Genomic DNA, 24,876 nt, shown 5'->3' on the forward strand with positions numbered 1-24,876 from the left:
CAAGTACGGAGCGCAACCGCGTACCCAGACCCCCTGCAAGAACGAGGCACGGTGGCAGCGCGCTCATGCAAACATGCTCTGTTCGACGAGGCCGCACACGATATGGCCGCACACCAGATGCCCTTCCTGAATCTTCGGCGTATCCGGTGACGGAATCTGGATGCACAGGTCGGTGCGCGACAGCATTTCCGCCGCGCCCGGTCCCGTTCCGGTAAAGCCCACGGTAAACATGCCGATCGCGTGCGCGGCTTCCAGTCCGCGCAAGATATTCGGCGAGCGGCCAGACGTCGAATAGGTCCACAGGATGTCGCCCGGCTTGCCCGTCGCTTCGACCTGCCGCGCGAATAGCCGCTCATAACCGTAGTCGTTGCCGATTGCCGTCATCACCGACGAATCGACCGTCAATGCAAACGCCGGTAAGCCGGGCCGGTCGAAATTGAAGCGGCTGACGAACTCGCCTGCAATATGCTGCGCGTCGGCCGCACTGCCGCCATTACCGGCCAGCAAGACCTTGCTGCCGCTTTTGAATGCCCGCGTGATCTGCACCGCGAGCCGTTCGAGTTCGCCGGTCAGATGTGAGTCGGCGGCCAGTGCACTCAGTACCGATAGCGTGCGCGCCAGTTCGTTTTGCACCGTAATCGTCACATCACTCTCCAGGAATGCGCGCCCACATCGGTGAACGTGCATGAGTAAACCTCGCCGTTGCAGCCCTGAAGCGCCTGCATCACACGCGAGCGATGAATGGGATCGACGAAGAACATCATGAATCCGCCGCCTCCCGCACCCGAGACCTTGCCCGCCTTCGCGCCCGCAGCCAGCGCAATGCCGTAGACATGGTCGATCGACGAGTTCGAAATATTCTTGGCCATGCGCTTCTTCGCATCCCACGAGTCACGCATCGAATTGGCGAATCCGGTGAAATCGGCCTTTAAAACCGCCTCTTTCATGCGTGTCGCCTCTTCTTTCACTTCATGCAACGCGGCGACCGCGTCGGTCACATTGCTGACCACGTTGGCACTCTGTTCCTTGATGATGTTCGCGGACTCTCGCGACACGCCGGTGTAATACAGCACCAGCGACGCCTCCAGTTCCGCCTTCGTGTCCTGCTTGATGCGCAACGGATTGACGATCACGCGGTCGCCGTAGAACTCCATGAAGTTCAGGCCGCCAAAGGTCGCCGCGTACTGGTCCTGCTTGCCGCCGGCCAGCGCCAGATCGACACGTTCGATGTCGTGCGCGAGTTGCGCGACGTCGTATTCGCCGAGCGGCAACGACAGCAGTTCGCAAAATGCGCGCACGAGTGCAACTACGATCGTCGATGACGATCCGAGTCCCGAGCCGGGCGGCGTTTCAGAATGCGTCGTCACCGAAACCGCCAGCGGATGTCCGCCGTTGAACTGCCGGACGATCCGGTTATAGACGCCCGCATGCAGTGCGAGGCCATCCATCACCGGCAATTCGCTGCGCACTTCGCCGATCCAGCGTGCCTTGTTGTCGGATGCGACCAGTTCGATCTTCGCGTCATCGCGCGGCACGATCGACGCATACGCAAACTTGCCGATCGTCACATTGAGCGCCAGACCGCCATAACGGTCCGAATAAGGGGGTACGTCGGTGCCACCTCCGGCTAAACCCAAACGGAGAGGCGCGCGCGAGCGGGCGATGAAGCGGGACATTGACATCTCCTTGCTCAGCCGTTGCCGGTGATCGCAGGTTAGAAATTCGATGGATAGATCAATACGAAAGTACCTTTCGAAGCGCTTAAAATGTCTCGCCTCGTAATCCTAACTATTCCAAATCCACTACCATTTCACGCAAATGCATTCCACGCCACGATGTATTCGATGTCACGGGACTGACATCGTCGGCGAGCGGCTTCAAGGAAAACTCAAGACAACTGCGGGGAAAGCTCAAGACAACAGCACGGGAACAGCAGAAGCTTTCTGGAAGCGAACCGTTCGAGCCGGTCCGCTTCCAGCGCTACAGAGACACTCAGGCGCTCGCTTTCACCTCGAACGCGTCGCGCAGTGCGGAAACGGTTTCGCGCACATTGCCCATTCTTTCGAAGTACGCGCGGATCGGTGCACAGATCGTTGCCACATCGCCTCGCATCAGGGCCGGATAACTCGGCAGGTTCACACCGCGCGACGACAGATCTTCCGCAACCGGGAATCGCGCATGCGCCTCCTTGTACATGTCCAGATGATGAATCGGATGGAAAAGCGGCCGCGTTTCGACGCCGAATTCTTTCAGCATGTCGCGCAACGGATCTCTATCCTTCGCATCCTGGGTCAGGATCGACACCATCCAGAAACTATGGAAAGTGTCGGGCTGGGTTTCATGTACATGCACCGGCACGCCTTCGAGGAACTCCTTGTACCAGTCGGCGATACGCTGCTTCCGGGCAATCAGTTCGTCGACCATGTCCATCTGCGCGCAGCCAATCGCCGCACACATGTTGGTCATCCGGTAGTTGAAGCCGATCTCGTCGTGCCAGTACTCGCGGCTCGTCGACACAGCCTGCGACTTCAGCTGCGCCACGCGATCCGCCAACCGGTCGTCATTGCTGACGACCATCCCGCCCTCGCCCGTCGTAATCGTTTTGTTCGCGAAGAAGCTGAAGCACGCGAGATCGCCGAAAGTGCCCACATTGCGGCCCTCGATGCGCGTCCCGATCGCCTCGGCACAGTCTTCGATCACAAACAGCGACTTCCGTCTTGCGAGCGCCATCAGCGCCGTCATGTCCGTTGCGTGCCCGTACAGATGCACCGGAATGATGGCCTTGGTCCGAGCCGTGATTTTCGACTCCGCGTCGCGAATGTCCATTTGCCAGTAGTTAGGTTCACTATCGACAAGTACGACAGTCGCGCCGGTGTAGCGGACGGCATTCGCGGTAGCGACATAGGTCAAGGCCGGCACCAGCACTTCGTCGCCGGGTCCGATACCAAGGGCATGGAGCGCCACGTGCAGCGCCACCGTGCCATTGCTGACGGTTGTCGCCCGGCGTACGCCGAGCCAGTTGGCAAATCGCGTTTCAAACTCGGATATGTAACGGCCTCTCGATGAAATCCAGGTTGACTCGATGCAGTCCATCACCAGATCTTTCTCTCGTCCATTGAAATAGGGACGATAGACTGGGTATTTATAGGTCATTTCACTTCCATCCTTGGGACTGAAAGTTCGCCTTTTATAAATTACACGGCTTACGTAGTTGGGCCAGACAAAACAAACTAGCGAAAATCAGGTTTAATATGTGTGCTGGCGCACTCACGCGAGACGTTCTCTTTCACCACAACGCAAGGATCCTCCACGCCTCATAAAGGGGCTGTCTCGATGGGAATGAACGATTCCGGCAAAGCGCGCGCTATCGACGATACGGGGACAAGCTTCGCCCAGCCATGAACGACTTCGATGCGGTAAAAATGACTTCCCGCCTCAGGCCTTTGCCTCCGTCTCCTGACCACCAGGAGGCGCGAGCCTGGTTGAAGGCTACGGCATACTTTACCTGTCCTCCAGACAACAGCGAGTATTATTTCGACATTTATTCTTTTATTGCGAACTCGCTAATCCAGAAAATCACCGAGATAATCCACTTAAATTCGCGAAATACGAATATCACCAACCGCCTTTTGATGCTTTTTGATGTTCCGAGACACCGTTAAAATAATGTTGTCTGCCACACATTAAAACTCGCAAACCGCGAATATTCAAACGCAAAAATTAAGATAATACGAATCGCGAATTAAAATTCATACGATAAATATCGAAACACCCAAAAATAACAAAATGCGATCATTGCAAAATAAAATACGCGTTTTGCATATTTTTTATAATATCGGGGTGGCGAAAAATAATAATGCGCCAAAAATATCGTAAGGGAAGCGCGTTATTTGAGTGGCAAACGGGCCACGCCGTGCGTGCGCGAGTCGAGTTGCAGTTGACGGCAGATGATCGCGCTATTGGTTTCCATCACGCCGCACGCGCCGCGCAACTCTTCGATGATCCGGTTCAGATGCTCCGGGTCGATGCAGGCGATGCGCAAGCGCGCGTCGAACGTGCCTGTCAGCACGGTGGCTTCCATCACGGCCTCCATGCGTTGGAGGGCCTTTTCAAACGCAGCCATGGTCGTGCCGGGTTGCAGCCTGACATCGATAAACGCCTGCAACGGCCGTCCTAATAGTGCAGCCGGAATCTCGATCGAGAACTTCGAGATCACGCCGCTTTCGATCAGACGTTGCACCCGCTCCGCAGTGGCATTGGCGCTCAGACTTGCCGCTTCGCCGAGGTCGCGGAAACTGATCCGGCTGTTGGCGGCAAGCGCGGCGAGAATTCGTCGATCACGGTCGTCGATCACGGGCTTTTCCTTGCGATAAAGTCGGTTATTGCGCTATTTCACCGCGTTTTATCACAAACAATACTGAATAGCACCAGTTCCACATGTCATTCCATTACTTTACAGACTTATCGCACTGTGCCGACGGCAAAGTGCAGCCATTCACCCACCCGCCAACGTCCTCGTCATGTCAGAACATCCCATGCTGTCACGCGTCTCCGCGCGGTTATCGCCGTCCGGCATCCGCAAGCTCGAAGCGCTCGCGAGCGCCACACCCGGTCTGATTTCGCTCGGACCCGGCCAGCCCGATTCCAGTCTGTTTCCGGCAACGGAGATTGCAAGCATGATCGGCGCGACATTTGACGATTCGATGAAGGGTGCGCACGCGCTTCAATATGGAGCCTCGCAAGGCGATCCGGCGCTGATCGAATTACTCGTGTCGTATATGCGTGAGCGCGGCGTCGCGTGCGACGCGTCGAACATCCTGATTACCGCCGGCGCGCAACAGGCGCTCGATCTGATCTGTCAGTTGCTTGCCGATGATGGCGACACGGTGCTCGTGCAAACGCCGACCTATCCGGGCGCATTGCAGGCATTCCGTGCGCGCGGTGCGAACGTGATGGCGCTGGACGAAACAGTTGAAAACGCATCGAATGACGACGCGTCGCATCGCGCGAAGTTTATCTATGCAATGGCCGACTTCCAGAACCCGACCGGCGATGTCCTCGACATCGACGCGCGCAAAGCGCTGCTCGCGACTGCGCGTCGACGCGATCTATTCGTCGTCGAAGACAGCCCGTATCGCGAGATCGCGTTTTCCGAACGTGCGTTACCGCCCACACTGCTTCAACTCGACAGCGAGCACGCAGCAGACGACGCGCGCCGCGTGCTGTACACCGGATCGTTTTCGAAAGTAATTGCACCGGGTTTGCGGGTGGGTTGGGTCGTCGGTCCGGCGCATATCGTTTCTCTGCTGACCTTGCTGCGTCAGGGAAGCGATCTTCAACCGTCCACGCTGTCGCAAGCGATCGTCGCGGGATTGCTGGCGCGCGGAATCGATCCACATATTGGGCAAGTACGGCGGCGTTACGCCGCGCGTCGCGATGCGATGCTCGACGCGTTGCACGCGCATCTCGCGCCGTATGCGACGTGGAATGCACCCGAAGGCGGATTCTTCATCTGGGTGCGTCTGAACGCGGCGATCGATACAACGCGTCTGTTGCTCGACGCAATCGAAAACGGCGTCGCGTATGTGCCGGGTTCGGAATTCGACGTGGACGGGCGCGACACCGCGACCTTGCGACTGAGTTTTTCGAGCGTCGATCCGGCGCAGATCGACGCAGCGATCCGGCGGCTCGCGCGTACCGTCGCAAGCGCGCTCGCCCGCTGAAGCATGGCCGCTACGCGCCGCGTTTCGCGATCAGCAGATCGCTATGACCGTCCTGAACGATCTCGTCGCGCTGGTTCAACATCACGAAGCGGCGACCGAGTTTGCCGACGCGCAGACTCCTGCCGCCGTCGAGCGCGGTGATCTCGAGTCTCAACCGCAGCGTATCGCCGACGAAGATCGGCGCGACGAACTTCCAGTCGTTCAACGACATCATCGCGACCGCGCTGTCGTGAAAAATGCCGAGTTGATGCAGCATGCCGGTCGCAATCGCAATACCGAGCGTGCCGTGTACAACGCGTTGCGCGTAGCGCGTCGTGCGCGCGAATTCGGCGTCGGCGTGAATCGGATTCCAGTCGCCGGACAGCATCGAGAACATGGTCAGATCGGCTTCGGTGATGGTTCGTCCGCCGCTTTCAAAATGTTGTCCCACTTCGAAATCTTCGAAGAAAAGCGAATGCGTCATCGGTCAGTCTCCTTCACAGGTTGAGCGGATCATCAATGGCCGGCCGCGCATTCGGCCTGGACACGCTCCACCGCCATTTCACGCAACCGCGCGCGCTGGATCTTCACGCCATTCGAACTTTGCGTGACCGGAAACGCATCGATGCTCCAGACCCGAACCGGCACCTTGAATAGCGCCATGCGCGGCTTCAGCGCATCGGCGACTTCCGTCGCGTGCACGGTTTGGCCCGCGTGCGCGATCACGAATGCAACCGGTCGCGGTTGCCCGTCCAGTTCGATACTGACAACCTGCGCGTCGTCCACGCCGTCGAGCGACTTGAGTTCGTCTTCGATCTCCACGGGGTTCACGAGAAAACCGGCGAGCCGGATCGCGTCGCCCTTGCGGGTTTCGTAGACGAAGCTGCCGTCCTCGCGCAAGCGGCCGATATCCCCGGTGCGAAAGAAACCATCGTCGGTCAACGCGTCGGCAGTCGCGTCGGGGTTGTCCAGATAACCAGTGAAATTCCCCGGCGACGCGATCTCGATCTCGCCGCTTTTGCCGACCGGCAGCAACTCGCCCGTTTCGATATCGCGAATGCGCACGCGAGCGGCGCTCGCCGCTGGCACGCCGCCACCTTCGATCCGGTGTTCGAACGGCGATTCCGGCTTCTGCAATGCGAACAACGCCTGCACTTCGCTCGATCCATACAGCCCGATCAGCGGAATGCCGCGTGCGGCGAGTTGCAACGCAAGGTGCGAAACGCCCGGCTGAAAAGCGGCAAAGCCGAACACGCGCGCCGACGGAAACGGCCGATCGCCATGCGCCGCGTCGGACAGACGGCGATACATTTCGTCGCTGCCGAACGTATGCGTGACCCGATGGGTTTGAATCAGCCGCGCGGCCTCGGGACCGTCGAACGTATCGATCAGCACGACCGGCGCCGCGCCCGCGAACGCAGCCAGCGCGCCGTTCAGACCGAACACGCCGCAGAACGGCAACGCCGCCAGCATCGCCGCGCCCGGCGCGTCGAAACCGTATGCTTGCGCCGCGCGCCGGCTGTGCCCCGCCACCGTGTGCTGCGGATGAATCACCAGCTTCGGCGCCTTCGTCGTGCCGGACGTGGTGAACAGAATCAGCGGCGCGTCCGCGCGCTCGGCATCGCGGCGAATTCGCGTCGCGGGAAAACGCCGCGAGTCGCACGCGACGACCGGCTTGCCGAGCAGCGAGCGAGGCGTCGCGTGATCGCTGTCGATCACCGCGATCGTCTCCAGTGCCGCCAGCGCGTCGGGCGACACGCCCTGCAACTCCGCCGGAAAATCGATCTTGCGAAAATTGAGCTGCAAAACCAGCAGCTTTGCACGCGACTTCGCCAGAATATGCTGCACTTCAAGCCGGCGATAACGCGTGTTCACCGCAACGACCGTCGCGCCGATCCGCGCCGCGCCGAACAGCAGCGTGAGCCATTCGATCCGGTTGACCAGCCACACCGCGACGCGATCGCCCGCGCCGATACCTTGCGCTTCGAGCCAGCGTGCGCCCTGTTCGGCGAGCGCGTCGAATTGCGCGTAGCTGAGCGTCGCGTCGCCGTCGATGAAAGCGGTGCGCGCCGGATGCGCGGCCAGATTCGCATCGAGCAACGCATTGAGCGTCGGAAGCGCGGTCATCAGTAAAGCTCCATCAGTTTGGCGTTGGTATCGAGATCGGACGGCAACGCTTCGCGAATCAGCGCGCCGGACTTCATCACCGCGACGCGGTCGCTGACTTTCAGCGCTTCCCGCACGTTCTGTTCGACCAGCAGGATCGACATGCGCGTGTCCTGCTGCAATTGACGGATCGGGCCGAGCAGATCCTGAAACAGTTTCGGCGCAAGACCGATCGACGGTTCGTCCATTAGCAGGCAACGGGGTCGCGACAGCAACGCGCGTCCGATCGACACCATCTGCTGCTGACCGCCTGACAGCGAGCCGGCACGCTGCCTGTAGAACGTCCCGATGGCAGGCAACACCGAGATGACCCAGTCGATCCGCGCGGACTGTTCGGCCTGCGGCACGTTCGCCGCCCACAAGCCCAGCCGCAGTACCTCCGCGACACTCAGGCTCGGGAACACGCCGCGTCCTTCGGGGACGAGTGCGATACCCGCCGCCGTCGATGCGCGCACACCCTGTTGCGCACGCTTTGCGCCGTCCACCAGCACATCGCCGGCACTCGGCGCCATCAGCCCGAATAGCGCCTTCACCAGCGTCGATTTGCCTGCACCGTTGTGACCGAGCAGACACAGCACTTCGTTGTCGCGCAGTTCGAGATCGATGCCGTTGAGCACCGCGCGTCCGCCGTAACCCGCTTTCAGGCCGCGCGTCTGAAGAATCGGCGTGCTCATGCGGTCTCCCCAAAATAGATCGATGCGAGGCGCGGATCGTCGAGCACGTCGCGCGGCGTGCCTTCGGCGAGCAATCGGCCCTGATCGAGAAACGCGACGCGGTCGGATACGTTCGACACCACATCGAGGTTGTGTTCGATGATGCAGACCGTTACGCCGCCCGCGACTTGCGCGCGCAACAACGCGACGAAGCGGTCGTACGAACGCGGATCGAGGCCCGATGCCGGTTCGTCGAGCAGCCAGATTTTTGCGTGGCTGGCGATTAGCCGTGCAACGCTCAGAAACTTGCGCTCCGCATACGCGAGGTCGATCGCACGCGACTGCGCGAGCGGCGCGAGATGGGTCGCGTCGAGAATCCGCGCGACCTTGTCGGCACGCTCACGCGCCGCCGCGCGGCCACCCGGTTGCCACAGCCACGCGCTGTGCTCCATCGCGGTCAGGATGTTCTCTTCGACCGTCATTCGCGAAAACAGCCGCAGATCCTGAAACGTGCGGCCCACGCCTTCCCGTGCGATCTGCCACGGCTGCCGGCCGAGTATCGAGCGCCCCTGATACAGCACGTCGCCGGAAGTGGGTGTCAGGTGGCCGGTGATCAGGTTGAACAGCGTGGTTTTGCCCGCGCCGTTCGGGCCGATCAGCGTCGTGACGATACCCGCGCGCAATTCGAGCGACACATCCGACACCGCCTGCAAGCCGCCGAAGCGCTTGCCGAGATTGCGCACCGCGAGCAGCACCGGACGCGCATCGGGCGTGGCGGCCGGGTCGAGCGTTGCCGGATTCGAAAGCGTGCTCATTGCGCAGCCTCCCGCGACGTCAGACGCCGTTTCCCTTTACCGACGATGCCACCGGGCCGGTAGATCATCAGCAACACCATCACGAGCCCGTACACCGCTTGCTGGACCAGTCCGACCTCCGCCTGCGGCAGCCCCGGCACGAAACTCAGCGCGGCGGGCAGCAACATCAGCAGGGCCGCGCCGACCACCGGCCCGAACAGCGAGCCGGTACCGCCGATAATCACCATCGCCATCAGCAACACCGACAGATCGAGCGTGAAGCCTTCGACATTGATAAAGCTCAGATAGAACGTGTAGACGACACCGGCCGTCGCTGCGAGCGCCGCGGCCACCACCACCGACAGCGTCTTGATCGCCGACACGTTCTTGCCGAGCGCGAGCGCCGCCGATTCGCTATCGCGGATCGCCTGAAGGTTGCGGCCGAAACTGGAGCGCACGAGCACGGCGATCGCCAGCCCGACCGCGATCAGAAAGCCCACGGCCAGCGCGAAAAAACCGTTCGCCGTTTCGACCGGCACGCCGAACACTTCGACGGCCGGAATATTTGTGATGCCGCCGAGCCCGCCCGTCACCGAGCGCCATTCGGAAAACACCGTCACGGCAAGCATCTGCAAGCCGAGAGAAGCCGCGACGAAATACTCGCCGCGCACCCGCAGCGCTGGCAACGCAAGCGCGAGCGATAGCGCACCCGCGAGCGCCATCGCCGCGAACGTGCAGACGAACAGCGACGGACTGACGTGCATCGCGACAAACGCAGCCGTGTACGCCCCGACGCCGAAGAACACGGCATGCGCGAGCGAGAAAATGCCCGCGTAGCCCATCAGGAAGTTCAGCGTCATCGCGAGGATCGCGTTCACGCAGATCAGCACCGCGAGATTCTGCAAATAAGCCAGCATGGAACGCCCTCGCCTAGTGAACCATCGCACGTCCGAAGAAGCCGAACGGACGGAACAGGATGAACAGGAACAACACGACGAACACCACCGCTTCGCTCCACTGTGAGCTGAACCACGCGAGCGCGAGACTTTCCGCGAGTCCAAGCAGAAAGCCCGCGCACGCGGCACCGCGCAGGCTGCCGACACCGCCGACGATGGTGGCCGCCAGACTGATCAGCATCACGTGACTGCCGACCGACGGATTGAGGCCCGCACTCGATCCGCTCAGGATCGCGGCCGGCACGACCAGCAGCGAGCCGAGCGCGAACGCGACCTGCGACAACCGTTGCGGCGACATGCCGTACGCGCGCACGAGATCGGGACTGTCGGCAAGCGCGCGCAATGCGATGCCGGTGTGGCTACGCGACAGGAACGCATGCAGCGCGCCGAACGCGACCAGCGCGACGATCACGGCAATCCCTGCAAGCGGCGCGACATACAGACCGTCGAGCAGTTCGACGCCTTTCGACAGCGGCGTCGGAATCGCGACGAAGCCGCGTCCGAAGAAGAACGCGATCAGGTTCTGCACGATGATGCCGACGCCGAACGCGCCCGCAAATAGCGTGAAAAACGAGTTGTCGTGGCGTTTGATCGGCGTGTAGACGAGCCGGTCGAGCAGCACGCCGAAGGCGACGGTCGCCACCGCCGCGATCAGTAGCGCGACGTACCACGGCCAGTGCAGCTTCGCGTAGATTTCGTAGAACCCGTAACCGGCCACCATGAACGCCGCGCCATGCGCAAAGTGGAAAATCCGCGTCGCGCCGAAGATCAGCGAGAAGCCGCCCGCCGTCAGCGCATACAGCGCGCCGAGTGCGATTCCGTTGACAAACAGTTGTAGCAGCAACATATCGCCTCCGTCAGCGCGTAGTGGAAACGACCGTGCCACCGGCGCCGTCGATTTCATTGACCTGGATCGGTGCGCGCACCGTGCCGTTCGCATCGAACGACACGCTTCCGCCGACCAGATCGAAATGCTGCAAACGCTGCCGCTCGTCGAGCAGGTTGCGTCCCGTGACGGGTTTGTTGTCGTGCTCCAGTTGCGCGGCGAGAATCGCAAACAGACGCACCGCGTTGTAGTAGTTCGCTGCGTACGCAGTCGGTTTGCGACCGTATTTCTGCCGGTAATCGGACACGAAACGCTGCGTCAGACGGTCCGGCGCGTTCCAGTCGAAACGCTGCGTCGTATACAACGCGCCCTTCGCTTCGGGCAGTGCGTTGATCGCGGGAATGCTGAATGCCGAGTAGCTGGCAATCTGTTGCGGCACGCCGTTATCGCGCAACTGCTTGACGATCTGCGATTGCTGCGCGCCGTAAGAGGCGATAAAGATCAAATCAGGTTTGGCGTCGCGCACGCGCGCCACCACGCCGCCGAATTGTTGCGCGCCCGCCGGCACCGCGAACGATGCGGCCAGTTCTCCGCCCGCGGGCGGCAAATCCTGCGTGAGTTCCTGACTGATCGATTGTCCGAGCGGGTCGTCCACGTAGATCAGCACGAAGCGCTTGAGCTTTCGCTCGTTGACGAGATACGGAACGATCGCGCGCACTTCCGAGTTCGCAAGCGGGATCACGTTCCAGAAATATGGACCGAGTTGCGCGAGATCGGGACCGACGCCGCCGCCGTTGACCGCGACGGTCTGATTGCGGCGCGCCAGTGGCGCGATCGCTTTCGATATGCCGGTGAAGCCGGTCAGCACGAATGGCGTCTCGTACACGTTGACCAGTTTGTTCATGCCGAGCACGCCTTGCATCGGCAGCGCCTGACTGTCTTCGTAGGTCAACACGAGCTTTTGCGCGAGCAGATGGTCGGCGTTCACATGCGCGACCGACAGATCCGCGCCGGACCCGAACGTCTGGCCGTATTCGGCATTGGGACCGCTCATCGGCAACAACGCGCCGATCTTCAACTCGCCGTCGTCTGCGTGCGCACGCACGTTGAGAACCGTACCGGCGAACAGCAACCACGCGGCGAGAAGCCGGCGTCTGTTCGATGACATATGTCGTGTCTCCTGCACCGAGGTGTCGATCGACCGTCGTGGCGGCCGATTCATCGATGTATGTCCGGCACGATGCGTGTGCCGAAGCTCGACGCCAGTGTCGGTCAGCGTCGCGCAGGTAACAATTTGTTTTCGCTGAAGTGGGGATTCCGCAGCGATGAAGTTCGGGTTTCCACCGACACGGGCCGCTCACGCACAGCAGCGCGTCGCATCGTGCAAAACGTCGTGTGCATTGGAAAGAAACGGTAATCCGCGCTGCGAAGGAATTTGGCCTAATTGCCGGTCGCCGGCCGATTTCTGACGGCCGGGTCCCTCAAGGAGTTTGCATGAAGTCACTGGTTATCGGTACGCTGCTGGCTGTTTCGGCAGGACTGTTCGCGACTGCATCGTTTGGTCAGGACGCGCCGCCCCCGCATCACGTGACGCACAAGCGTCGTCCGCCGCCGCCTCCGGTGCACAAGAAGCACGCGCCCGCACCGCATCAGGACCACCACGACGACGGCCCGAAGTAAGCGGATTTCGTCCGTAGTCTCATCCGCGGTCGCGCCTGTGTTTAACCCGCAGCGTCACCGCAGGATCCACGTGCGAACCGTCGCGTTCGCACGTGCATAGCGCCCCGCCGCGCGCACGCTCCGCGATACCCTACAATTGCGCCTCGAGACATTCACATCGACACGCAACGGTATCGGGAATGAAAGAAAGCCGCGAGCCACGCCTCACCGACGACACACACGCGGACACAGCGCTTTCGCCGCCACTCACCTCATTCAAGCTGTTTCTGATTTGCGCGCGAATCGGGCTGACGAGTTTCGGCGGCGGTTTGAGCGGCTGGTTCCTGCGCGAATTCGTCCAGCAACGACGCTGGCTGACGGAAGAAGAGTTTCTCGACGGACTCGCGCTATCGCAGGCGCTGCCCGGCGTCAACGTCAAGAACCTCGCGATCTGGATCGGCTACAAACTGCTTGGCTGGCGCGGCGCGCTCGCCGGTTTTTGCGGAATCATCTTTCCGCCCGCCGTGGTGATCGTGATGCTCGGCGTGTTCTTTACATCGATTGCCGGATATCCGCTCACGCATGTCGCGCTTGCGGGCGCCGCCGCGGCCGCAATCGGCCTGTCCGGATTCATGGCGATTACGGCGGTGCGCAGATTGCCGCGTCGCATCGTAACGTTCGCGGTGTTTGCCGTGACTTTCGGCGCAGTCGCGATCTTGCGCTGGCCGCTGGTCTGGACCGTGCTGATTGCCGGCGGCGCGAACATCGCATACGAATACGTACGACTCGGCCGTCTGCCGAAAACCACCGCCGCGCAATCAGCGGAAGAGTGACGGTCATGTCGAAAACACTCGCCGCGCTGTTCTCCGTATTTGCACCGCTGTCGATCGTGACGATTGGCGGCGGACAGGCGATCGTTGCCGAGATTCAACGGCAGGTCGTGGATGTGCACCACTGGATGACGCATGCGCAATTCGTCAGCGACTTCGCGATTGCACGCGTCGCGCCGGGTCCGGGATCGCTGCTCGCGACGTTGATCGGCTGGCAGGTCGGCGGCGCCACCGGTGCGATCGTCGCGACACTCGCCCTGTTCGGACCGACCGCCTTCCTGATGGTCGGCATTGCGCATCTCTGGAAGACGCATCAGGATGCGCGCTGGACCCAGGCATTGCAGGCGGGTTTGCGCCCGGTCGCCGCAGGTCTGATTCTGGCCGCCGTCTATGTGCTGCTCAAAGGCCTGGACGGCGGCTGGATTGCGCGACTGACCGCGCTCGTCGCAACCGTCGTCGTGATGACGACGCGCATCAATGCATTGATCCTGATCGCCGCGGGCGCGTCGCTGTTTATCGCGCTGCATCTCTTCGGGCTGGTTTAAGCGCGAGAGTCTGTGCGGGAACATAAACTGGCGAACCAGCGGGACCGTCCGTTAAACAACCGGTCCCGCGCTACCGTTCGACGTTCGACGTTCGACCTCCGTCGTCAGTGCTGCGCGGCCGCTTCCGTCACGGCCTCACTCAATGCGGCAGGAAGATACGACACGTGATTCGCGCCGCTGAACACATCGAGCGATACATCGACGTCGTTGCCGTGCGTCTGCTTGAGCCGTGCATACATCGCTTGCACGTTGTCGTTCATTGCCGCGTGCGTGACGCGTTCCACCCGCGCTGCCGTAGCAGTGTCCGCAAGCGTCTGCTCGCTGCCGCCCACCATCAGATGAAGCGATTTTTTCGTGTCGCTTCCGAACGACAACAGGTCCTTGAGTACGGCTCGATCGTTCCACCAGATCGAAGGGCTCGCGGCGATATAGCGTCCGAAGCTGTCCGGATGCGTGAACATCGTATGCAACACGAAGTACCCCGCCAGCGAGTGTCCGAACAACGTGGTTCGCTGTCTGTCCGCATGCGCGCACGCATCGACCACGGCAGGCACTTCATCGACGAGGACTTCGCGAAACGCATCGGCGCCACCGGTCTTGAGCGGCGCGCCGTCCTTGCCGCGCGGAACGCCCCATGCATCGGGCGGGGCCAGGCTTGTCAGATCGCGATACCGCGACGGTAGATCGAACAGCGCATTGCCCGGCGCATCGACGCCGACCACGATCAGGCCGCCCGTCACGCGTTCCTGCAAGCGCGCCGCCTGCGCGGCCAGCACGAAGGTCGCGTTGCCATCCAGCACGTAGAGCACAGGAAAACCGCCCGGCGGCGCCTGAACCGTCGCGGACGGCCGATGAATCCAGATCCGGTAACGCTGTCCGTTCACCGCCGATTGCATCGTGTAGCCGAGCACGCCCGGCATCACCGCGAGACCGGAATCCGGCGCGGGCGATTCCGCGGCCGGACACTGCAAAGGCGCGGCATGCGCGGTCGACGGCGCGGACATCGCGCCGAGCGCGACGCCCACACCAACGCCCATACCCATACCCATACCCACGCCCACGCCGCGCAACCAGCCCGCGACGCGTCGCGATTTCACGCGCGTACCGTTACGATTAATCCGCATGAGCGCGCTTACCATTGATAACGCGCATGGCCGATCACCGTGCGTCGCAGCCCGTAGAAGCACTGCGTCGCGCTTGCGCAGGCAGCGACGTATTCGCGGTCGAACAGATTGGATGCGCTGACCGAGAAGCGCCAGTTGCGCCAGTCGTAATGCGCGCCGAGGTCGAATAGCGTGTACGAACTGACCTTGAACGAATTGTCCGCGGCGCCATACGTATTGCCGATAAAGCGAACTCCGCCGCCGAAACCGAGACCGCGCAACGGACCGCCTTGCAGCGTGTAATCGAGCCAAGCCGACGCCATCTGACGCGGCACGGCCGCAGGCGTATGACCGAGCGACGTGTCGTTAGCCGACGCGACATACGCGCTCGTGTACGTGTACGCGAGAATCGCATTCAGCGAGTCGGTCAACGCAAGATGCGTTTCGACTTCCACGCCGCGACTGTTCACCTGCCCGGTTTGCACGCGGTAACTGCTGTTGTCCGGATCGACGGTGGAGACATTGCGTTGACGCAGATCGAACAGCGACACGGTCGTGAAACTCGCGCTGCCCGGCCGTTGATACTTGACGCCGACTTCGTATTGCGCGCCCGTCGACGGTTTGAGTGCCGCACCGTCCGAGGTCGTGCCGGAGGTCGTCGGCTGGAACGAACGCGAATAGCTGAAGTACGGCGTGATCCCGCTGTCGAACGAATAGAGCACGCCGCCACGCCACGTGAACGCGCGATCGTATTGATGCGTGCTGGTGGATTTGATCAGCTCGTTCGCATCGGTGGACGCCCAGTCTTCACGACCGCCAATCACGAACGACCACTTTCCCAGACGCACCTGATCCTGCGCATACAGACCGAGCTGGTCGGTGCGCTGGCGCGTATAGCTGGCTGTCTTCGGATCGGCGATCGCGACGCTGTAGTCCGGATTCAGGATGTCGAGCGACGCGGCTTTACCCGATGCGAGCGTGCGATCGGCCATCGTCAACTGATAATCGACGCCGAACAGCACGGTGTGTTCCAGCGCGCCGGTATGAAAATGCGCTTCGGCCTGATTGTCGACCGACAGGCTATCGACGTGCTCGTAAGACGCACTCGTCAGCCGATTCAGATAACGCTGCGTGGAGTCGGTATAGCCGCTCGAATACACGGTCTTATAGTTCGACCACATGTGCATGTAACGCACGTTCTGACGCACGGTCCACACGTCGTCGAAGCGGTGTTCGAACTGGTAACCGACCGACGCCTGCATCCGCTTGTACGTATCGAAGTTCGGATCGCCGTCGTTGAAGCTGCTGCCGAGCATCCGGTTCGCATTGGCCGATACCGTGCCGTAGCGCGGCAGAAAGCCGTAGTAGCCGTTTTCCGGATCGTACTGATAGCTGGCCAGAATCGTCAGCGACGTGTTCGCGTCGGGCTTGATCGTCACCGAAGGCGCGAAGTAGATCCGGCGCTCTTTCGTGCCGGACACTTGCGTATCGGCGTCGCGCGCAAGACCGACGAAGCGGTACATGACCTTGCCGTCGTCGAGCTTGCCGCCCAGGTCGAACGAGCCTTGCCACAGATTGCGGGTTCCCGCCGCCACGTCCACTTCGTTGACGTGATTGGCTTCCGGCACTTTGCTTTCCATCACGATCACGCCACCTGGACTCGCCTGACCGTAAAGAATCGAACTCGGTCCGCGCAACACTTCGAGCCGTTGCAAGCCGTATTGCTCGATTTGCGGCACGGCGTACGACAGACCGCGTCCGAGCTTCAGTCCATCGAGAAAATTCACATAGCTCGCGCTGCCGCCGAAGCCGCCGAAACCGCGCAACATCACGCTGTCGTAGCGCTCGCCCACACCGCGCGCTTCCGCGACCACGCCCGCCGAATAGCGCAGCGCCTGCGCGACGCTTTGCACGCCTTGCGCATCCATCTGCGCGCGCTCGATCACCGACACCGCTTGCGGCGTGTCCTTGAGCGCGGTCGTCGTCTTGGTTCCGGCGCGGCTCACGGTCGCATCAGCAGCGGCCAGCGCTGTCGATTTGACCACGACCGGCCGCAAGGTCTTTCCCTCGGGCAACACCTCGTCGGAAGCTGCGGCATCAGCCGTTTTCGCGGTCAGCACGATGCTGCCGTGCGCGCCTTGACGCGCCGTCAAACCCGTTCCGGCGAGCAGCGAATCGAGTGCGTTCGCGCTCGTCATCCGTCCTTTGACGCCCGGCGACTGACGACCGACCGTCAACTCCGCGGCGTAGGCGATCTGCACGCCGCTCACATCCGCGAACGCGTTCAACACGCTATTGAGCGAGCCCGGCGCGATCTGGAAGTCGTGCACGCCGGCGGCCAGCACCGACGAACCGGCACCCTCCGCCGCGCTCGTTTGCGCGTGCGCCACCGGCGCGAGCATCAGCGTCGCGAGTACGGCGCGATAGATCAGGCGATGACGCAAACGGCGTGTGGCGTGAGCGCCGGTATGCGATTGCAGCGCGTGGCGCGACGGTTCTGACGGTTGTAAATGCAACTTCGACAAGATGGTTTCCCCGTGTAATTGAAGGCCTTATGTCTGCTAGACGAAGCAGCCTTCAAAAACAGGAGGTCGTTTTAGAAATTATTTTCTGGTCAGGACGATCAGGCGATCGACGACCGTCAGACGGTCGAGTCCGAACGCGTCGCACAGCGTGTTGAGCGCGGCGGCCGGATCGGCGAGATTGAAGTTGCCCGACACCCGCAACGCGGCCGCCGGTCCGCGCGCGACCAGATAGTGCTGCGGATAGTAGCGATTCAGCGATTGCAGTACGTCGCGCAACGGCACGTCGTCGAAACGCAGTCGCCCTTTCTGCCAGGCGGTCAATGCGGCGAGGTCGGTCTGTTGCAGCGGCGCGGGCGCGGCACTGCCGCGATACTGCGCGGCCTCGCCGATACCCAGCGTTTCGCTGCCGCCGGCTGTCGCGACCTGCACCCGGCCGCCCGTCACGACGACGCTGACGACCGGCGCGAGCGTGTCGCTGCCCGGGTCCAGACGATCGATCTGGAACGCAGTGCCGATGTCGCGGGTCGTGCCGTCGCGCGCGGCGACCACGAACGGCCGCGAGTCGCCGTGCGCGACGACGAACGCGGCGCGGCCCTGGCGCAACACGATGCGTCGTTCGCCGTCGGTGTATCTGACGTCGATCGCGCTTTGCGCGTCGAGCTTGACCGTGCTGCCGTCGTCGAGCGCGACGAGACGCTGCTCGCCGGTGGACGTCGCCCAATCCGGTTGACGCACGACCGTCACGACCGTGACGGCCAGCGCCGCGACCCCGACCGACGCCATGACCGGAATGCGAAATCCCGACACGAACGCGCGAGGCCGCCACCACGCGCGCGCGTGACTGCGGGCGGGCGTCGGCTTGCGCGACGCGTCGGGCGCGAGCGCGGTTACGTCGGCCTGTTGTTCGACGGCCGCGCGCCATGTCGTCAACGCGGCATCGAACGCAAGCCGGTGTGAATCCGAGCGCGCGAGCCAGCGCACCAGCCGGCTATCGTCGCGAGTCACGCGGCCGGAGTCGAGCCTGACGATCCACACAGCGGCTTCCGCCTTGAGCCGCGCCGGGCTCTTTGCGTCCGGATTCACCGGCGATGTCGCGTCGCGTCGTTCAGGCGTCATGGTGCGAAGCGTCATCGTGGCGGGGTCGTGAAGCCGAGGGCTGGGGGTCCGCTATTCTAGCCGTGCCCGACGAAGCGTCGTCGTTTGGCTGAGCGTCGCCGGTCTCGTTTTGAAACGCGAGCAGCGCGCGGCGCAAATGTTTTTCGACCATATTGCGACTGATATTCAGACGCGCGGCGATATCGTCGTGCGACAGGCCGTCGATCTTGCGCAACAGGAAAACTTCGCGGCAACGCGGTGGCAACGCAGCGACGATCATGTCGATCCGATGTGCAGTCTGGGAAGCTTGAGCGAGCAGATCGGGACGCGCGGCGTCGCTCGGATAATCGGGCGGCTCGTCGGTGCTCGCGAAGCCGGCGACGATCACCGTGTCCGCGGCACGCTGCTCGCGAAACCGGTCGATCACCAGGTTCTCGACCATCCTGACAAAGAACGCCTGCGGTTGCAGTACGCGTTCCGGCGCATCCAGTGTCGCGATCCGCACGAACGCGTCGTGCACGATATCCGCCGCAGCCTCGGCCGACGCTGCGCGACGCCGCGCGAACGCGATCAGCGACTGGTAGTGCATCACGAATGCACTGGCGAGACTGTTTTGAATAGGCACGGTTTTGCGCTCAGCCGCAGAGAATTGTCGGCCCGACGCACGACACGATGCAAATGCGAATTATTCTCGTTTGAAAGCAAAATTGCAAGCTTTCTGCAAAGACACGATCACAAAACGCATCCGGCACTACGCGACTTGTTAGCGGCAGCGGTCCATCCCGCGCCCAAACAAAAAGCCGCGAACGTCGGGTATCGACGTTCGCGGCTTTTCTTTCCGTGACTTACGCGGGTGAATCCCGCTTCGATCAGACTTCGAAGCGCGCCACCGCCTTTTGCAGCACGCGCGCCTGCTCGTCGAGCGATAGCGCGGCGGCTGTCGTCTGCTCGACCAGCGCGGCGTTCTGTTGGGTGACTTCATCCATCTGCGCGACCGCGCGATTCACCTGCTCGATGCCGTCGCTCTGCTCGCCGGAGGCCGCTGCGACTTCGCTCATGATGTCGCTGACACGCTGGATCGAACGGACGATTTCGAGCATCGTCGAGCCCGCGCTTTCGACCAGTCCCGTGCCGTCGTTGACGCGCGTGGCGGCCGCCTGAATCAGCTCCTTGATCTCGCGCGCGGCGCTGGCCGAACGTTGCGCCAGCATCCGGACTTCGCTTGCGACGACCGCGAATCCGCGTCCCTGTTCGCCTGCGCGTGCCGCTTCGACAGCCGCGTTCAGCGCGAGAATATTGGTCTGAAAAGCAATGGCTTCGATCGCGCCGATGATCGTCGACATCTGTACCGACTCCCGGTTGATGTCGGCCATCGTCTGCACGACGCGATCCATCACGCCGCCGCCAGTCGCCGCAATACCCGACGCCGCTTTTGCAAGCTCGCTTGCATGGCTCGCGTTCGCGTTGTTCTGTTTGACGGTCGCGGTCAGTTCTTCCATGCTCGCCGCAGTCTGTTCGAGCGCGGCGGCTTGCGATTCGGTGCGACGCGAGAGATCCGCGTTGCCGGTCGCGATTTCCTGCGTGGCAATGACCATCGTCTGGCTGCTGTCCCGCACCGACGACACCGTAAGCGCCAGACCATCTTTCATCGATGCGAGACCGCGCATCAGTTCGCCCATTTCATCGTGACCGCCGACTTCGACGCGATGCGCGAGATCGCCGCGCGCAATCGCCGAACACGCACGCAACGCATGCCCGAGCGGCACCGAAATCGCGCGTTTCAAGCCGATCGCGCATGCAATCGCGAGTGCCACGCCAAGCAAGGCCAGCGCGCCCGACAGCACGCTCAAGGTTTTCAGCGTCGCGTCGAAACCTTCGTAGTTCGCCGCGCCCCGGCTCAGCAGATAACTGTTCAGCTGCTCGGTGCTTTTGGTCAACGCAAGCGACAACACCGGCGTCACGGTCATCGTCAGCGTGTCGGCGGTTTTCGGGTCGCCATGCTCCAGCGCCTGCATCGTCGGCTCGATTGCGTCGTTCAGCAGCTTGTCGAAATTGGCCGATACGGTATCGGCGAGGCGCTGTTCGTCGGCGTCGTGCGGTTGTGCGAGATAGCGCGCCAACGCGTCTTTCGACGTCTTCAGATAGCCGCGCGTCTTGGTGATCAGCGCATTCACATCCGGCGACTCCGGATGCAGCAGTGCGCGATCCAGCGACACGCGCGCAATCGCGAGGTTGTACTTGCTGTCGCCCATCGCGACGGCCGACGCGAGTTGCACCGAATACGTCGCATGCAGCGCGGTCTTGCCGGCACTGGTGCCGAACTGGCCGAGCGCGCCGACACCGAGCAACAGGACGACGAGCAAGCCGACCGTCATCGAGATGCGGGTCTTGATCGAGAGACGGGAAAACATGATTTAGCAGGCACTCCAAAGGTAGAGGCCATCCGGTTGATGGCAGCGTACGTCTGGATATCGGCCGCGCGGCGGGAAAGTTTATTGTGCCGGTTCAGATGGCCGTCAATGTGTCACGCATCCGTGCGAACCGGGTAGTTAGGCATCCGCCTCGACACGGCTTGCTTCGAAATTTGATTGTTCGTATGATCAATCCGCGTCGCGCAGCAAAGCTGGATGAGAGACCAGAAAATGGCGTCGCGCCATTCGCTAAAACTAAAAAGACTGAACGCGTACACGGGGCCGTGATGAAATCCACAGATGCATTGCTATATGCACTCTATTCAAGAGCCGACCGGTTGATGATCCTCGTGGTCTGGGGACTCGTCGCCATTTCATGTCTGCTCGCCGTTCGCACCGACACCTGGCCCGCCGTCTTCTGGGTCGCGTTACCCGTTGCGCTGATTGGCTCGGCGCTCGCGCATTGGGCCACCGGCACACTCGTCACCCGTCTGTTTCTCGCTGCGAGCCTGATGACGCTCGCGGCCTTGCAGATCCATCAGGCGCACGGACTCACCGAACTGCATTTCGGCATTTTCGCGTTGATGTCGTTTCTGCTCGCGTATCGCGACTGGCGACCCATCGTCTGCGCGGCGGTCGTGATCGCCGTGCATCACTTCACGTTCAACTACCTGCAACTCGGCGGCTTCGACGTGTATTGCTTCACGCAACCGTCATTGCCGATGGTGCTATTGCACGCCGCTTACGTGATCGCGCAAACCGCGTTACTCGTATTCATCGCGCTGCATATGAAAACCGATGCGCAGACCGGACGCGAACTGGTAATGCTCGGTGAAACCTTGTCGCGCGAAGCAGGCCGTTTCGATTTGCGCTTTCCGCCGATGACGCTCAAAGGCGCGAGCAGCCGCACGTTCAAAGGCACGCTCGATGCGATTCATCGCGCGCTTCAGCAGATCACCGGGACCATCGACCGGATGGCGGTTTCATCGGACGATATCGCGGTACAGAACCAGGCGTTGCTGCACGAGATCGCCGCGCAAGCCGACAGTTTGCGCGCCACCAATCTCGCGATGGCGCAGATGGCCGAACGTCTGCGCGAAAGCGCGACTCACGCCGCCACCGCCGACGACCTCGCGAAACAGACCTCCGACGTCGCGCAACGCAGCGGTGTGACGGTCGGCGAAGTGGTCGGCAAGATGACCGAAATCGACGAAGCCGTGAACCGGATGAGCGAGATGATCGCGACCATCGAAGGCATTGCGTTTCAGACCAATATCCTCGCGCTCAACGCGTCGGTCGAAGCCGCCCGCGCGGGCGATCATGGGCGCGGCTTCGCGGTCGTCGCCGACGAAGTGCGCAAACTCGCGCAGCGCAGCGCAAACGCGGCGCGCGAAATCCGCATGCTGATCGCCGATTCGCGGCAACGTGTCGAACACGGTTCGACGCTCGCGTCGCAAGCGGGCGACGCGATGCGCCACGTGGTCGGCCATGTCGAAAGCGTGGCGCAACTGATCGAACAGATCAGCGCAGCCGGGACTGCGCAAAGTCACGACGTCGATCGTTTCAGTCAAGGCATGGAAGACATGGACACCGCGCTCGGCGGCAACGTCGAACACGTGAAAGGCGTCGCGCTCGCGTCCGGCAAGCTGCGCGAACAGGCGCAAACGCTGCGCTCGGCGATCTCGGCGTTTCTGGTCGAGCCCGCGTGATTCGGTGAGGTGTGGCGCGATACCGTGTGTTATCGCACGCTGGCGGCGACCTGCGGATGCGCGCTCGCGATGTTCTCGATCGTCGTTTCCAACGCGAGACCGTTGCCAGTCGGAAATCCCGGACCCGAATCGCGACGCACGGTCTTACCGTCGATCAGATAGATATGCCACGTCACGTCGAACACGAGGCGAGAACCGATCGAGCCGCGCAACGGCCAGACCGTGTCCGCGCTTGCGCGAATCGTCTCGACTTCTTCGTCGCTTAGCGACGCGTCGCGGCGACTGTCGAGCGTCAGGCGGAATTCCGTTTTCGGATCGGATTCCTTGGTCGTCACCATTCGCGATAGGGTTTTGGCATCGTAATCGACGACGACCCACGTCGCGTGTCGCGTCAGGAAAGCGCCGTGCGCGATGATCACGCCATGCGTGGGCGGCACAAAAGCCGACGCCACGAAATCCACCGACTCCGGACCTTGCGTGAAACCGGGCGGCAGCAATTGCGCGCCGGTTTGCCGCGCGAGCGCCCCACTCTGCGAACCGGTCTGCGCGCATCCGCTGACAAGCAGCGTCGTCCCCAACAGCATCGATAAAGCGATCGAACGCACGAAGCGTCTCCTTGACGTGGGTCCGTCACTCGCACAGAGCCGTGTTTATTCACGTTTCGGGGCGTCACGCACTGCGTGTCATTCTGAAGTGTCTGCGACAAAGTGTCGACTCGCAGATCGCTCCGGGCGCGCCATTCGCGAGCTTACAATTGGTAAGATGCGCGGAGCGCCAGCCACGCCGCTGCGGACATGCGCGCGCGCCGGCGTGGACAGTACGACTTTTTGAATGTGCAATTTTTGAAGGGAAAGCAATGAATCCGAGAGAGAAAACCAGTGGGCACGCGTCGAATCTTGGTGAACGGATCGTCGAGCAAGGTATCTTCGCCAGCCGGTGGATTCTCGCGCCGATCTACGTCGGACTCGCGCTCGGACTGCTGATGCTGCTCGTGAAGTTCGGCCAGGAATTCTGGCACATGGCCGTGCATCTGATCGACAACAGTGTCGAAGATGTGATTCTCGGCATTCTGTCGTTGATCGACCTGTCGCTGATGGCGAATCTGCTGCTGATGATCATCTTCGGCGGTTATCAGAACTTCGTCTCGAAGCTCGAACTCGGCGGCCACGAAGACACGCCCGAATGGATCGGGCATGTCGGCTTTAGCGACATCAAGTTGAAACTGATGGCGTCGATCGTCGCGATTTCGGCTATCGAAGTACTGAAGGGTTTCCTGTCGATCGAAAAGGTCGGACTTCAAACCGTCATCTGGGGGATGGCCGTGCATATGACCTTCGTGCTCTCTGCCGTGCTGCTGGCGGGGATGGACTGGATCATTTCGAAGTCGCAACGGCATCGGACGATCTGATTGCGGGTGGCCTGGAGTCGTCGAAAGTGGGGCGGATTGCCAGGCACGCTGCGTGCTAAAGCGCTAAGGCGTCCGCGCCCGCACCAACGGGTGCGCCAGTTTTTGCCACCACTCGATACGACAACAACAATGCTAAGCACAAAACCTTGCACCACGACTTGTGTGATCGACGGCCGCGCCGTCACGCTTTATTTTCATCCGGACACGGGTGATCTCCGGATCACGGACGCTGTGACGTCACGGGTGCAGAAGACGCGGTGGCGCGCTTCGTGGGCGGCATTGCTGGCTACCCTTCGCGATATCGCGCATGTCTCCGATTTGCAGGATCCGGATACGCAGGCGCTGATGGGGCATTTGCGCGGTGGGGCTGGTAGTGGGGAGGTGGTTGCGGTTTGAGGTGGGGGATTCGATACGCGGAATCGGGCGGTAGTGGTAGCGCCGCACGACGGCGCGAATGGCCGCTGTACTTTTTGGAAGCCTCCGCCAATGGTATG

General features: G+C 61.8%; 24 protein-coding genes. 7 read left to right on the forward strand and 17 right to left on the reverse strand.

From position 1 onward, the window contains the following. Positions 1-63 precede the first annotated feature (63 nt). From PW947_RS00485 to PW947_RS00500, 4 genes are all read right to left on the reverse strand, one after another. A complete protein-coding gene (locus PW947_RS00485; RefSeq protein WP_299628658.1) occupies positions 64-645 on the reverse strand; it encodes a D-sedoheptulose 7-phosphate isomerase in 582 nt (193 codons plus the stop codon). Beyond that, on the reverse strand, positions 642-1,676 hold the full coding sequence (locus PW947_RS00490) for a dehydrogenase (protein WP_299628660.1): 1,035 nt from the start codon (positions 1,674-1,676) through the stop codon (positions 642-644). The genes PW947_RS00485 and PW947_RS00490 overlap by 4 nt, the downstream gene beginning before the upstream one ends. Before the next feature lie 316 nt (positions 1,677-1,992). Further along, a complete protein-coding gene (locus PW947_RS00495; RefSeq protein ID WP_299628662.1) occupies positions 1,993-3,153 on the reverse strand; it encodes a DegT/DnrJ/EryC1/StrS family aminotransferase in 1,161 nt (386 codons plus the stop codon). Between the two features lie 733 nt (positions 3,154-3,886). Continuing rightward, the gene (locus PW947_RS00500; RefSeq protein ID WP_299628664.1) at positions 3,887-4,354 is read right to left on the reverse strand and encodes an Lrp/AsnC family transcriptional regulator; all 468 of its coding nucleotides are present in this window, start codon (positions 4,352-4,354) and stop codon (positions 3,887-3,889) included. A gap of 166 nt (positions 4,355-4,520) precedes the next feature. Between PW947_RS00500 and PW947_RS00505 the strand changes: the two genes are divergently transcribed. Continuing rightward, positions 4,521-5,723 (forward strand): PLP-dependent aminotransferase family protein, encoded by a 1,203-nt coding sequence (locus PW947_RS00505; RefSeq protein ID WP_299628666.1) that lies wholly within the window; start codon positions 4,521-4,523, stop codon positions 5,721-5,723. Positions 5,724-5,733: 10 nt separating this feature from the next. Here the strand turns inward: PW947_RS00505 and PW947_RS00510 are convergent, their stop codons facing one another. The 7 genes from PW947_RS00510 to PW947_RS00540 are packed head-to-tail and all read right to left on the reverse strand — an operon-like array spanning position 5,734 to position 12,265. Continuing rightward, on the reverse strand, positions 5,734-6,186 hold the full coding sequence (locus PW947_RS00510) for a MaoC/PaaZ C-terminal domain-containing protein (protein ID WP_299628668.1): 453 nt from the start codon (positions 6,184-6,186) through the stop codon (positions 5,734-5,736). A 32-nt stretch (positions 6,187-6,218) separates the two neighbouring features. Beyond that, positions 6,219-7,829, reverse strand: coding sequence for an AMP-binding protein (locus PW947_RS00515; protein ID WP_299628670.1), 1,611 nt, complete (start codon positions 7,827-7,829; stop codon positions 6,219-6,221). Then, positions 7,829-8,542, reverse strand: a complete 714-nt coding sequence (locus tag PW947_RS00520; protein WP_299628672.1) for an ABC transporter ATP-binding protein — start codon at positions 8,540-8,542, stop codon at positions 7,829-7,831. Before PW947_RS00520 ends, PW947_RS00515 begins: the two co-directional genes overlap by 1 nt. Continuing rightward, positions 8,539-9,336 carry an ABC transporter ATP-binding protein gene (locus PW947_RS00525; protein ID WP_299628674.1) on the reverse strand — a complete coding sequence of 266 codons (798 nt, stop codon included), beginning with the start codon at positions 9,334-9,336 and terminating at the stop codon, positions 8,539-8,541. The genes PW947_RS00520 and PW947_RS00525 overlap by 4 nt, the downstream gene beginning before the upstream one ends. After that, on the reverse strand, positions 9,333-10,232 hold the full coding sequence (locus PW947_RS00530) for a branched-chain amino acid ABC transporter permease (RefSeq protein ID WP_299628676.1): 900 nt from the start codon (positions 10,230-10,232) through the stop codon (positions 9,333-9,335). The genes PW947_RS00525 and PW947_RS00530 overlap by 4 nt, the downstream gene beginning before the upstream one ends. Before the next feature lie 13 nt (positions 10,233-10,245). Further along, positions 10,246-11,118, reverse strand: a complete 873-nt coding sequence (locus PW947_RS00535) for a branched-chain amino acid ABC transporter permease (RefSeq protein ID WP_299628678.1) — start codon at positions 11,116-11,118, stop codon at positions 10,246-10,248. 10 nt (positions 11,119-11,128) lie between these two features. After that, the gene (locus tag PW947_RS00540) at positions 11,129-12,265 is read right to left on the reverse strand and encodes an ABC transporter substrate-binding protein (RefSeq protein WP_299628680.1); all 1,137 of its coding nucleotides are present in this window, start codon (positions 12,263-12,265) and stop codon (positions 11,129-11,131) included. Between the two features lie 326 nt (positions 12,266-12,591). Between PW947_RS00540 and PW947_RS00545 the strand changes: the two genes are divergently transcribed. From PW947_RS00545 to PW947_RS00555, 3 genes are all read left to right on the forward strand, one after another. Continuing rightward, positions 12,592-12,777: a hypothetical protein gene (locus tag PW947_RS00545; RefSeq protein WP_299628682.1), complete on the forward strand. Its 186-nt coding sequence runs from the start codon at positions 12,592-12,594 to the stop codon at positions 12,775-12,777. Positions 12,778-12,956: 179 nt separating this feature from the next. After that, entirely contained in the window at positions 12,957-13,589 is a 633-nt protein-coding gene (locus tag PW947_RS00550) for a chromate transporter (RefSeq protein WP_299628683.1), read from the forward strand. 5 nt (positions 13,590-13,594) lie between these two features. Next, positions 13,595-14,131 carry a chromate transporter gene (locus PW947_RS00555; RefSeq protein ID WP_299628685.1) on the forward strand — a complete coding sequence of 179 codons (537 nt, stop codon included), beginning with the start codon at positions 13,595-13,597 and terminating at the stop codon, positions 14,129-14,131. A gap of 104 nt (positions 14,132-14,235) precedes the next feature. Here PW947_RS00555 and PW947_RS00560 read toward each other — a convergent pair whose 3' ends face one another. The 5 genes from PW947_RS00560 to PW947_RS00580 all read right to left on the reverse strand — a co-directional run bounded on the left by PW947_RS00560 (position 14,236) and on the right by PW947_RS00580 (position 21,265). After that, positions 14,236-15,228 (reverse strand): alpha/beta hydrolase-fold protein, encoded by a 993-nt coding sequence (locus PW947_RS00560; RefSeq protein ID WP_299628687.1) that lies wholly within the window; start codon positions 15,226-15,228, stop codon positions 14,236-14,238. Between the two features lie 35 nt (positions 15,229-15,263). Then, positions 15,264-17,759 carry a TonB-dependent siderophore receptor gene (locus PW947_RS00565; RefSeq protein ID WP_299628689.1) on the reverse strand — a complete coding sequence of 832 codons (2,496 nt, stop codon included), beginning with the start codon at positions 17,757-17,759 and terminating at the stop codon, positions 15,264-15,266. Positions 17,760-17,837: 78 nt separating this feature from the next. After that, positions 17,838-18,890 carry a FecR domain-containing protein gene (locus PW947_RS00570; protein ID WP_299628691.1) on the reverse strand — a complete coding sequence of 351 codons (1,053 nt, stop codon included), beginning with the start codon at positions 18,888-18,890 and terminating at the stop codon, positions 17,838-17,840. Continuing rightward, positions 18,865-19,479, reverse strand: a complete 615-nt coding sequence (locus tag PW947_RS00575) for a sigma-70 family RNA polymerase sigma factor (protein WP_299628693.1) — start codon at positions 19,477-19,479, stop codon at positions 18,865-18,867. The genes PW947_RS00570 and PW947_RS00575 overlap by 26 nt, the downstream gene beginning before the upstream one ends. 244 nt (positions 19,480-19,723) lie before the next feature. Beyond that, the gene (locus tag PW947_RS00580) at positions 19,724-21,265 is read right to left on the reverse strand and encodes a methyl-accepting chemotaxis protein (RefSeq protein ID WP_299628695.1); all 1,542 of its coding nucleotides are present in this window, start codon (positions 21,263-21,265) and stop codon (positions 19,724-19,726) included. A gap of 287 nt (positions 21,266-21,552) precedes the next feature. Between PW947_RS00580 and PW947_RS00585 the strand changes: the two genes are divergently transcribed. Next, on the forward strand, positions 21,553-22,974 hold the full coding sequence (locus PW947_RS00585) for a methyl-accepting chemotaxis protein (protein ID WP_299628697.1): 1,422 nt from the start codon (positions 21,553-21,555) through the stop codon (positions 22,972-22,974). A 29-nt stretch (positions 22,975-23,003) separates the two neighbouring features. Here the strand turns inward: PW947_RS00585 and PW947_RS00590 are convergent, their stop codons facing one another. Continuing rightward, on the reverse strand, positions 23,004-23,579 hold the full coding sequence (locus PW947_RS00590; RefSeq protein ID WP_299628698.1) for a hypothetical protein: 576 nt from the start codon (positions 23,577-23,579) through the stop codon (positions 23,004-23,006). Positions 23,580-23,830: 251 nt separating this feature from the next. Here PW947_RS00590 and PW947_RS00595 point away from each other — a divergent pair, with 251 nt between their 5' ends. Together PW947_RS00595 and PW947_RS00600 are read left to right on the forward strand one after the other, a co-directional pair. Then, on the forward strand, positions 23,831-24,382 hold the full coding sequence (locus PW947_RS00595) for a TIGR00645 family protein (RefSeq protein WP_299628699.1): 552 nt from the start codon (positions 23,831-23,833) through the stop codon (positions 24,380-24,382). Positions 24,383-24,544: 162 nt separating this feature from the next. Then, a complete protein-coding gene (locus PW947_RS00600; RefSeq protein WP_299628701.1) occupies positions 24,545-24,778 on the forward strand; it encodes a hypothetical protein in 234 nt (77 codons plus the stop codon). Positions 24,779-24,876: the final 98 nt, after the last annotated feature.

Origin of the sequence: Paraburkholderia sp. (assembly GCF_028283785.1) — a bacterium.
Lineage (GTDB): Bacteria > Pseudomonadota > Gammaproteobacteria > Burkholderiales > Burkholderiaceae > Paraburkholderia.

What these genes read in the sequence shown, in the direction of transcription:
- PW947_RS00595 (WP_299628699.1), top strand. Translation starts at nt 23,831, where the DNA reads ATGAATCCGAGAGAGAAAACCAGTGGGCACGCGTCGAATCTTGGTGAA.
- PW947_RS00545 (WP_299628682.1), top strand. Translation starts at nt 12,592, where the DNA reads ATGAAGTCACTGGTTATCGGTACGCTGCTGGCTGTTTCGGCAGGACTG.
- PW947_RS00515 (WP_299628670.1), bottom strand. Translation starts at nt 7,829, where the DNA reads ATGACCGCGCTTCCGACGCTCAATGCGTTGCTCGATGCGAATCTGGCC.
- PW947_RS00555 (WP_299628685.1), top strand. Translation starts at nt 13,595, where the DNA reads ATGTCGAAAACACTCGCCGCGCTGTTCTCCGTATTTGCACCGCTGTCG.
- PW947_RS00540 (WP_299628680.1), bottom strand. Translation starts at nt 12,265, where the DNA reads ATGTCATCGAACAGACGCCGGCTTCTCGCCGCGTGGTTGCTGTTCGCC.
- PW947_RS00510 (WP_299628668.1), bottom strand. Translation starts at nt 6,186, where the DNA reads ATGACGCATTCGCTTTTCTTCGAAGATTTCGAAGTGGGACAACATTTT.
- PW947_RS00525 (WP_299628674.1), bottom strand. Translation starts at nt 9,336, where the DNA reads ATGAGCACGCTTTCGAATCCGGCAACGCTCGACCCGGCCGCCACGCCC.
- PW947_RS00570 (WP_299628691.1), bottom strand. Translation starts at nt 18,890, where the DNA reads ATGACGCTTCGCACCATGACGCCTGAACGACGCGACGCGACATCGCCG.
- PW947_RS00530 (WP_299628676.1), bottom strand. Translation starts at nt 10,232, where the DNA reads ATGCTGGCTTATTTGCAGAATCTCGCGGTGCTGATCTGCGTGAACGCG.
- PW947_RS00580 (WP_299628695.1), bottom strand. Translation starts at nt 21,265, where the DNA reads ATGTTTTCCCGTCTCTCGATCAAGACCCGCATCTCGATGACGGTCGGC.
- PW947_RS00495 (WP_299628662.1), bottom strand. Translation starts at nt 3,153, where the DNA reads ATGACCTATAAATACCCAGTCTATCGTCCCTATTTCAATGGACGAGAG.
- PW947_RS00490 (WP_299628660.1), bottom strand. Translation starts at nt 1,676, where the DNA reads ATGTCCCGCTTCATCGCCCGCTCGCGCGCGCCTCTCCGTTTGGGTTTA.
- PW947_RS00535 (WP_299628678.1), bottom strand. Translation starts at nt 11,118, where the DNA reads ATGTTGCTGCTACAACTGTTTGTCAACGGAATCGCACTCGGCGCGCTG.
- PW947_RS00520 (WP_299628672.1), bottom strand. Translation starts at nt 8,542, where the DNA reads ATGAGCACGCCGATTCTTCAGACGCGCGGCCTGAAAGCGGGTTACGGC.
- PW947_RS00550 (WP_299628683.1), top strand. Translation starts at nt 12,957, where the DNA reads ATGAAAGAAAGCCGCGAGCCACGCCTCACCGACGACACACACGCGGAC.
- PW947_RS00505 (WP_299628666.1), top strand. Translation starts at nt 4,521, where the DNA reads ATGTCAGAACATCCCATGCTGTCACGCGTCTCCGCGCGGTTATCGCCG.
- PW947_RS00585 (WP_299628697.1), top strand. Translation starts at nt 21,553, where the DNA reads ATGAAATCCACAGATGCATTGCTATATGCACTCTATTCAAGAGCCGAC.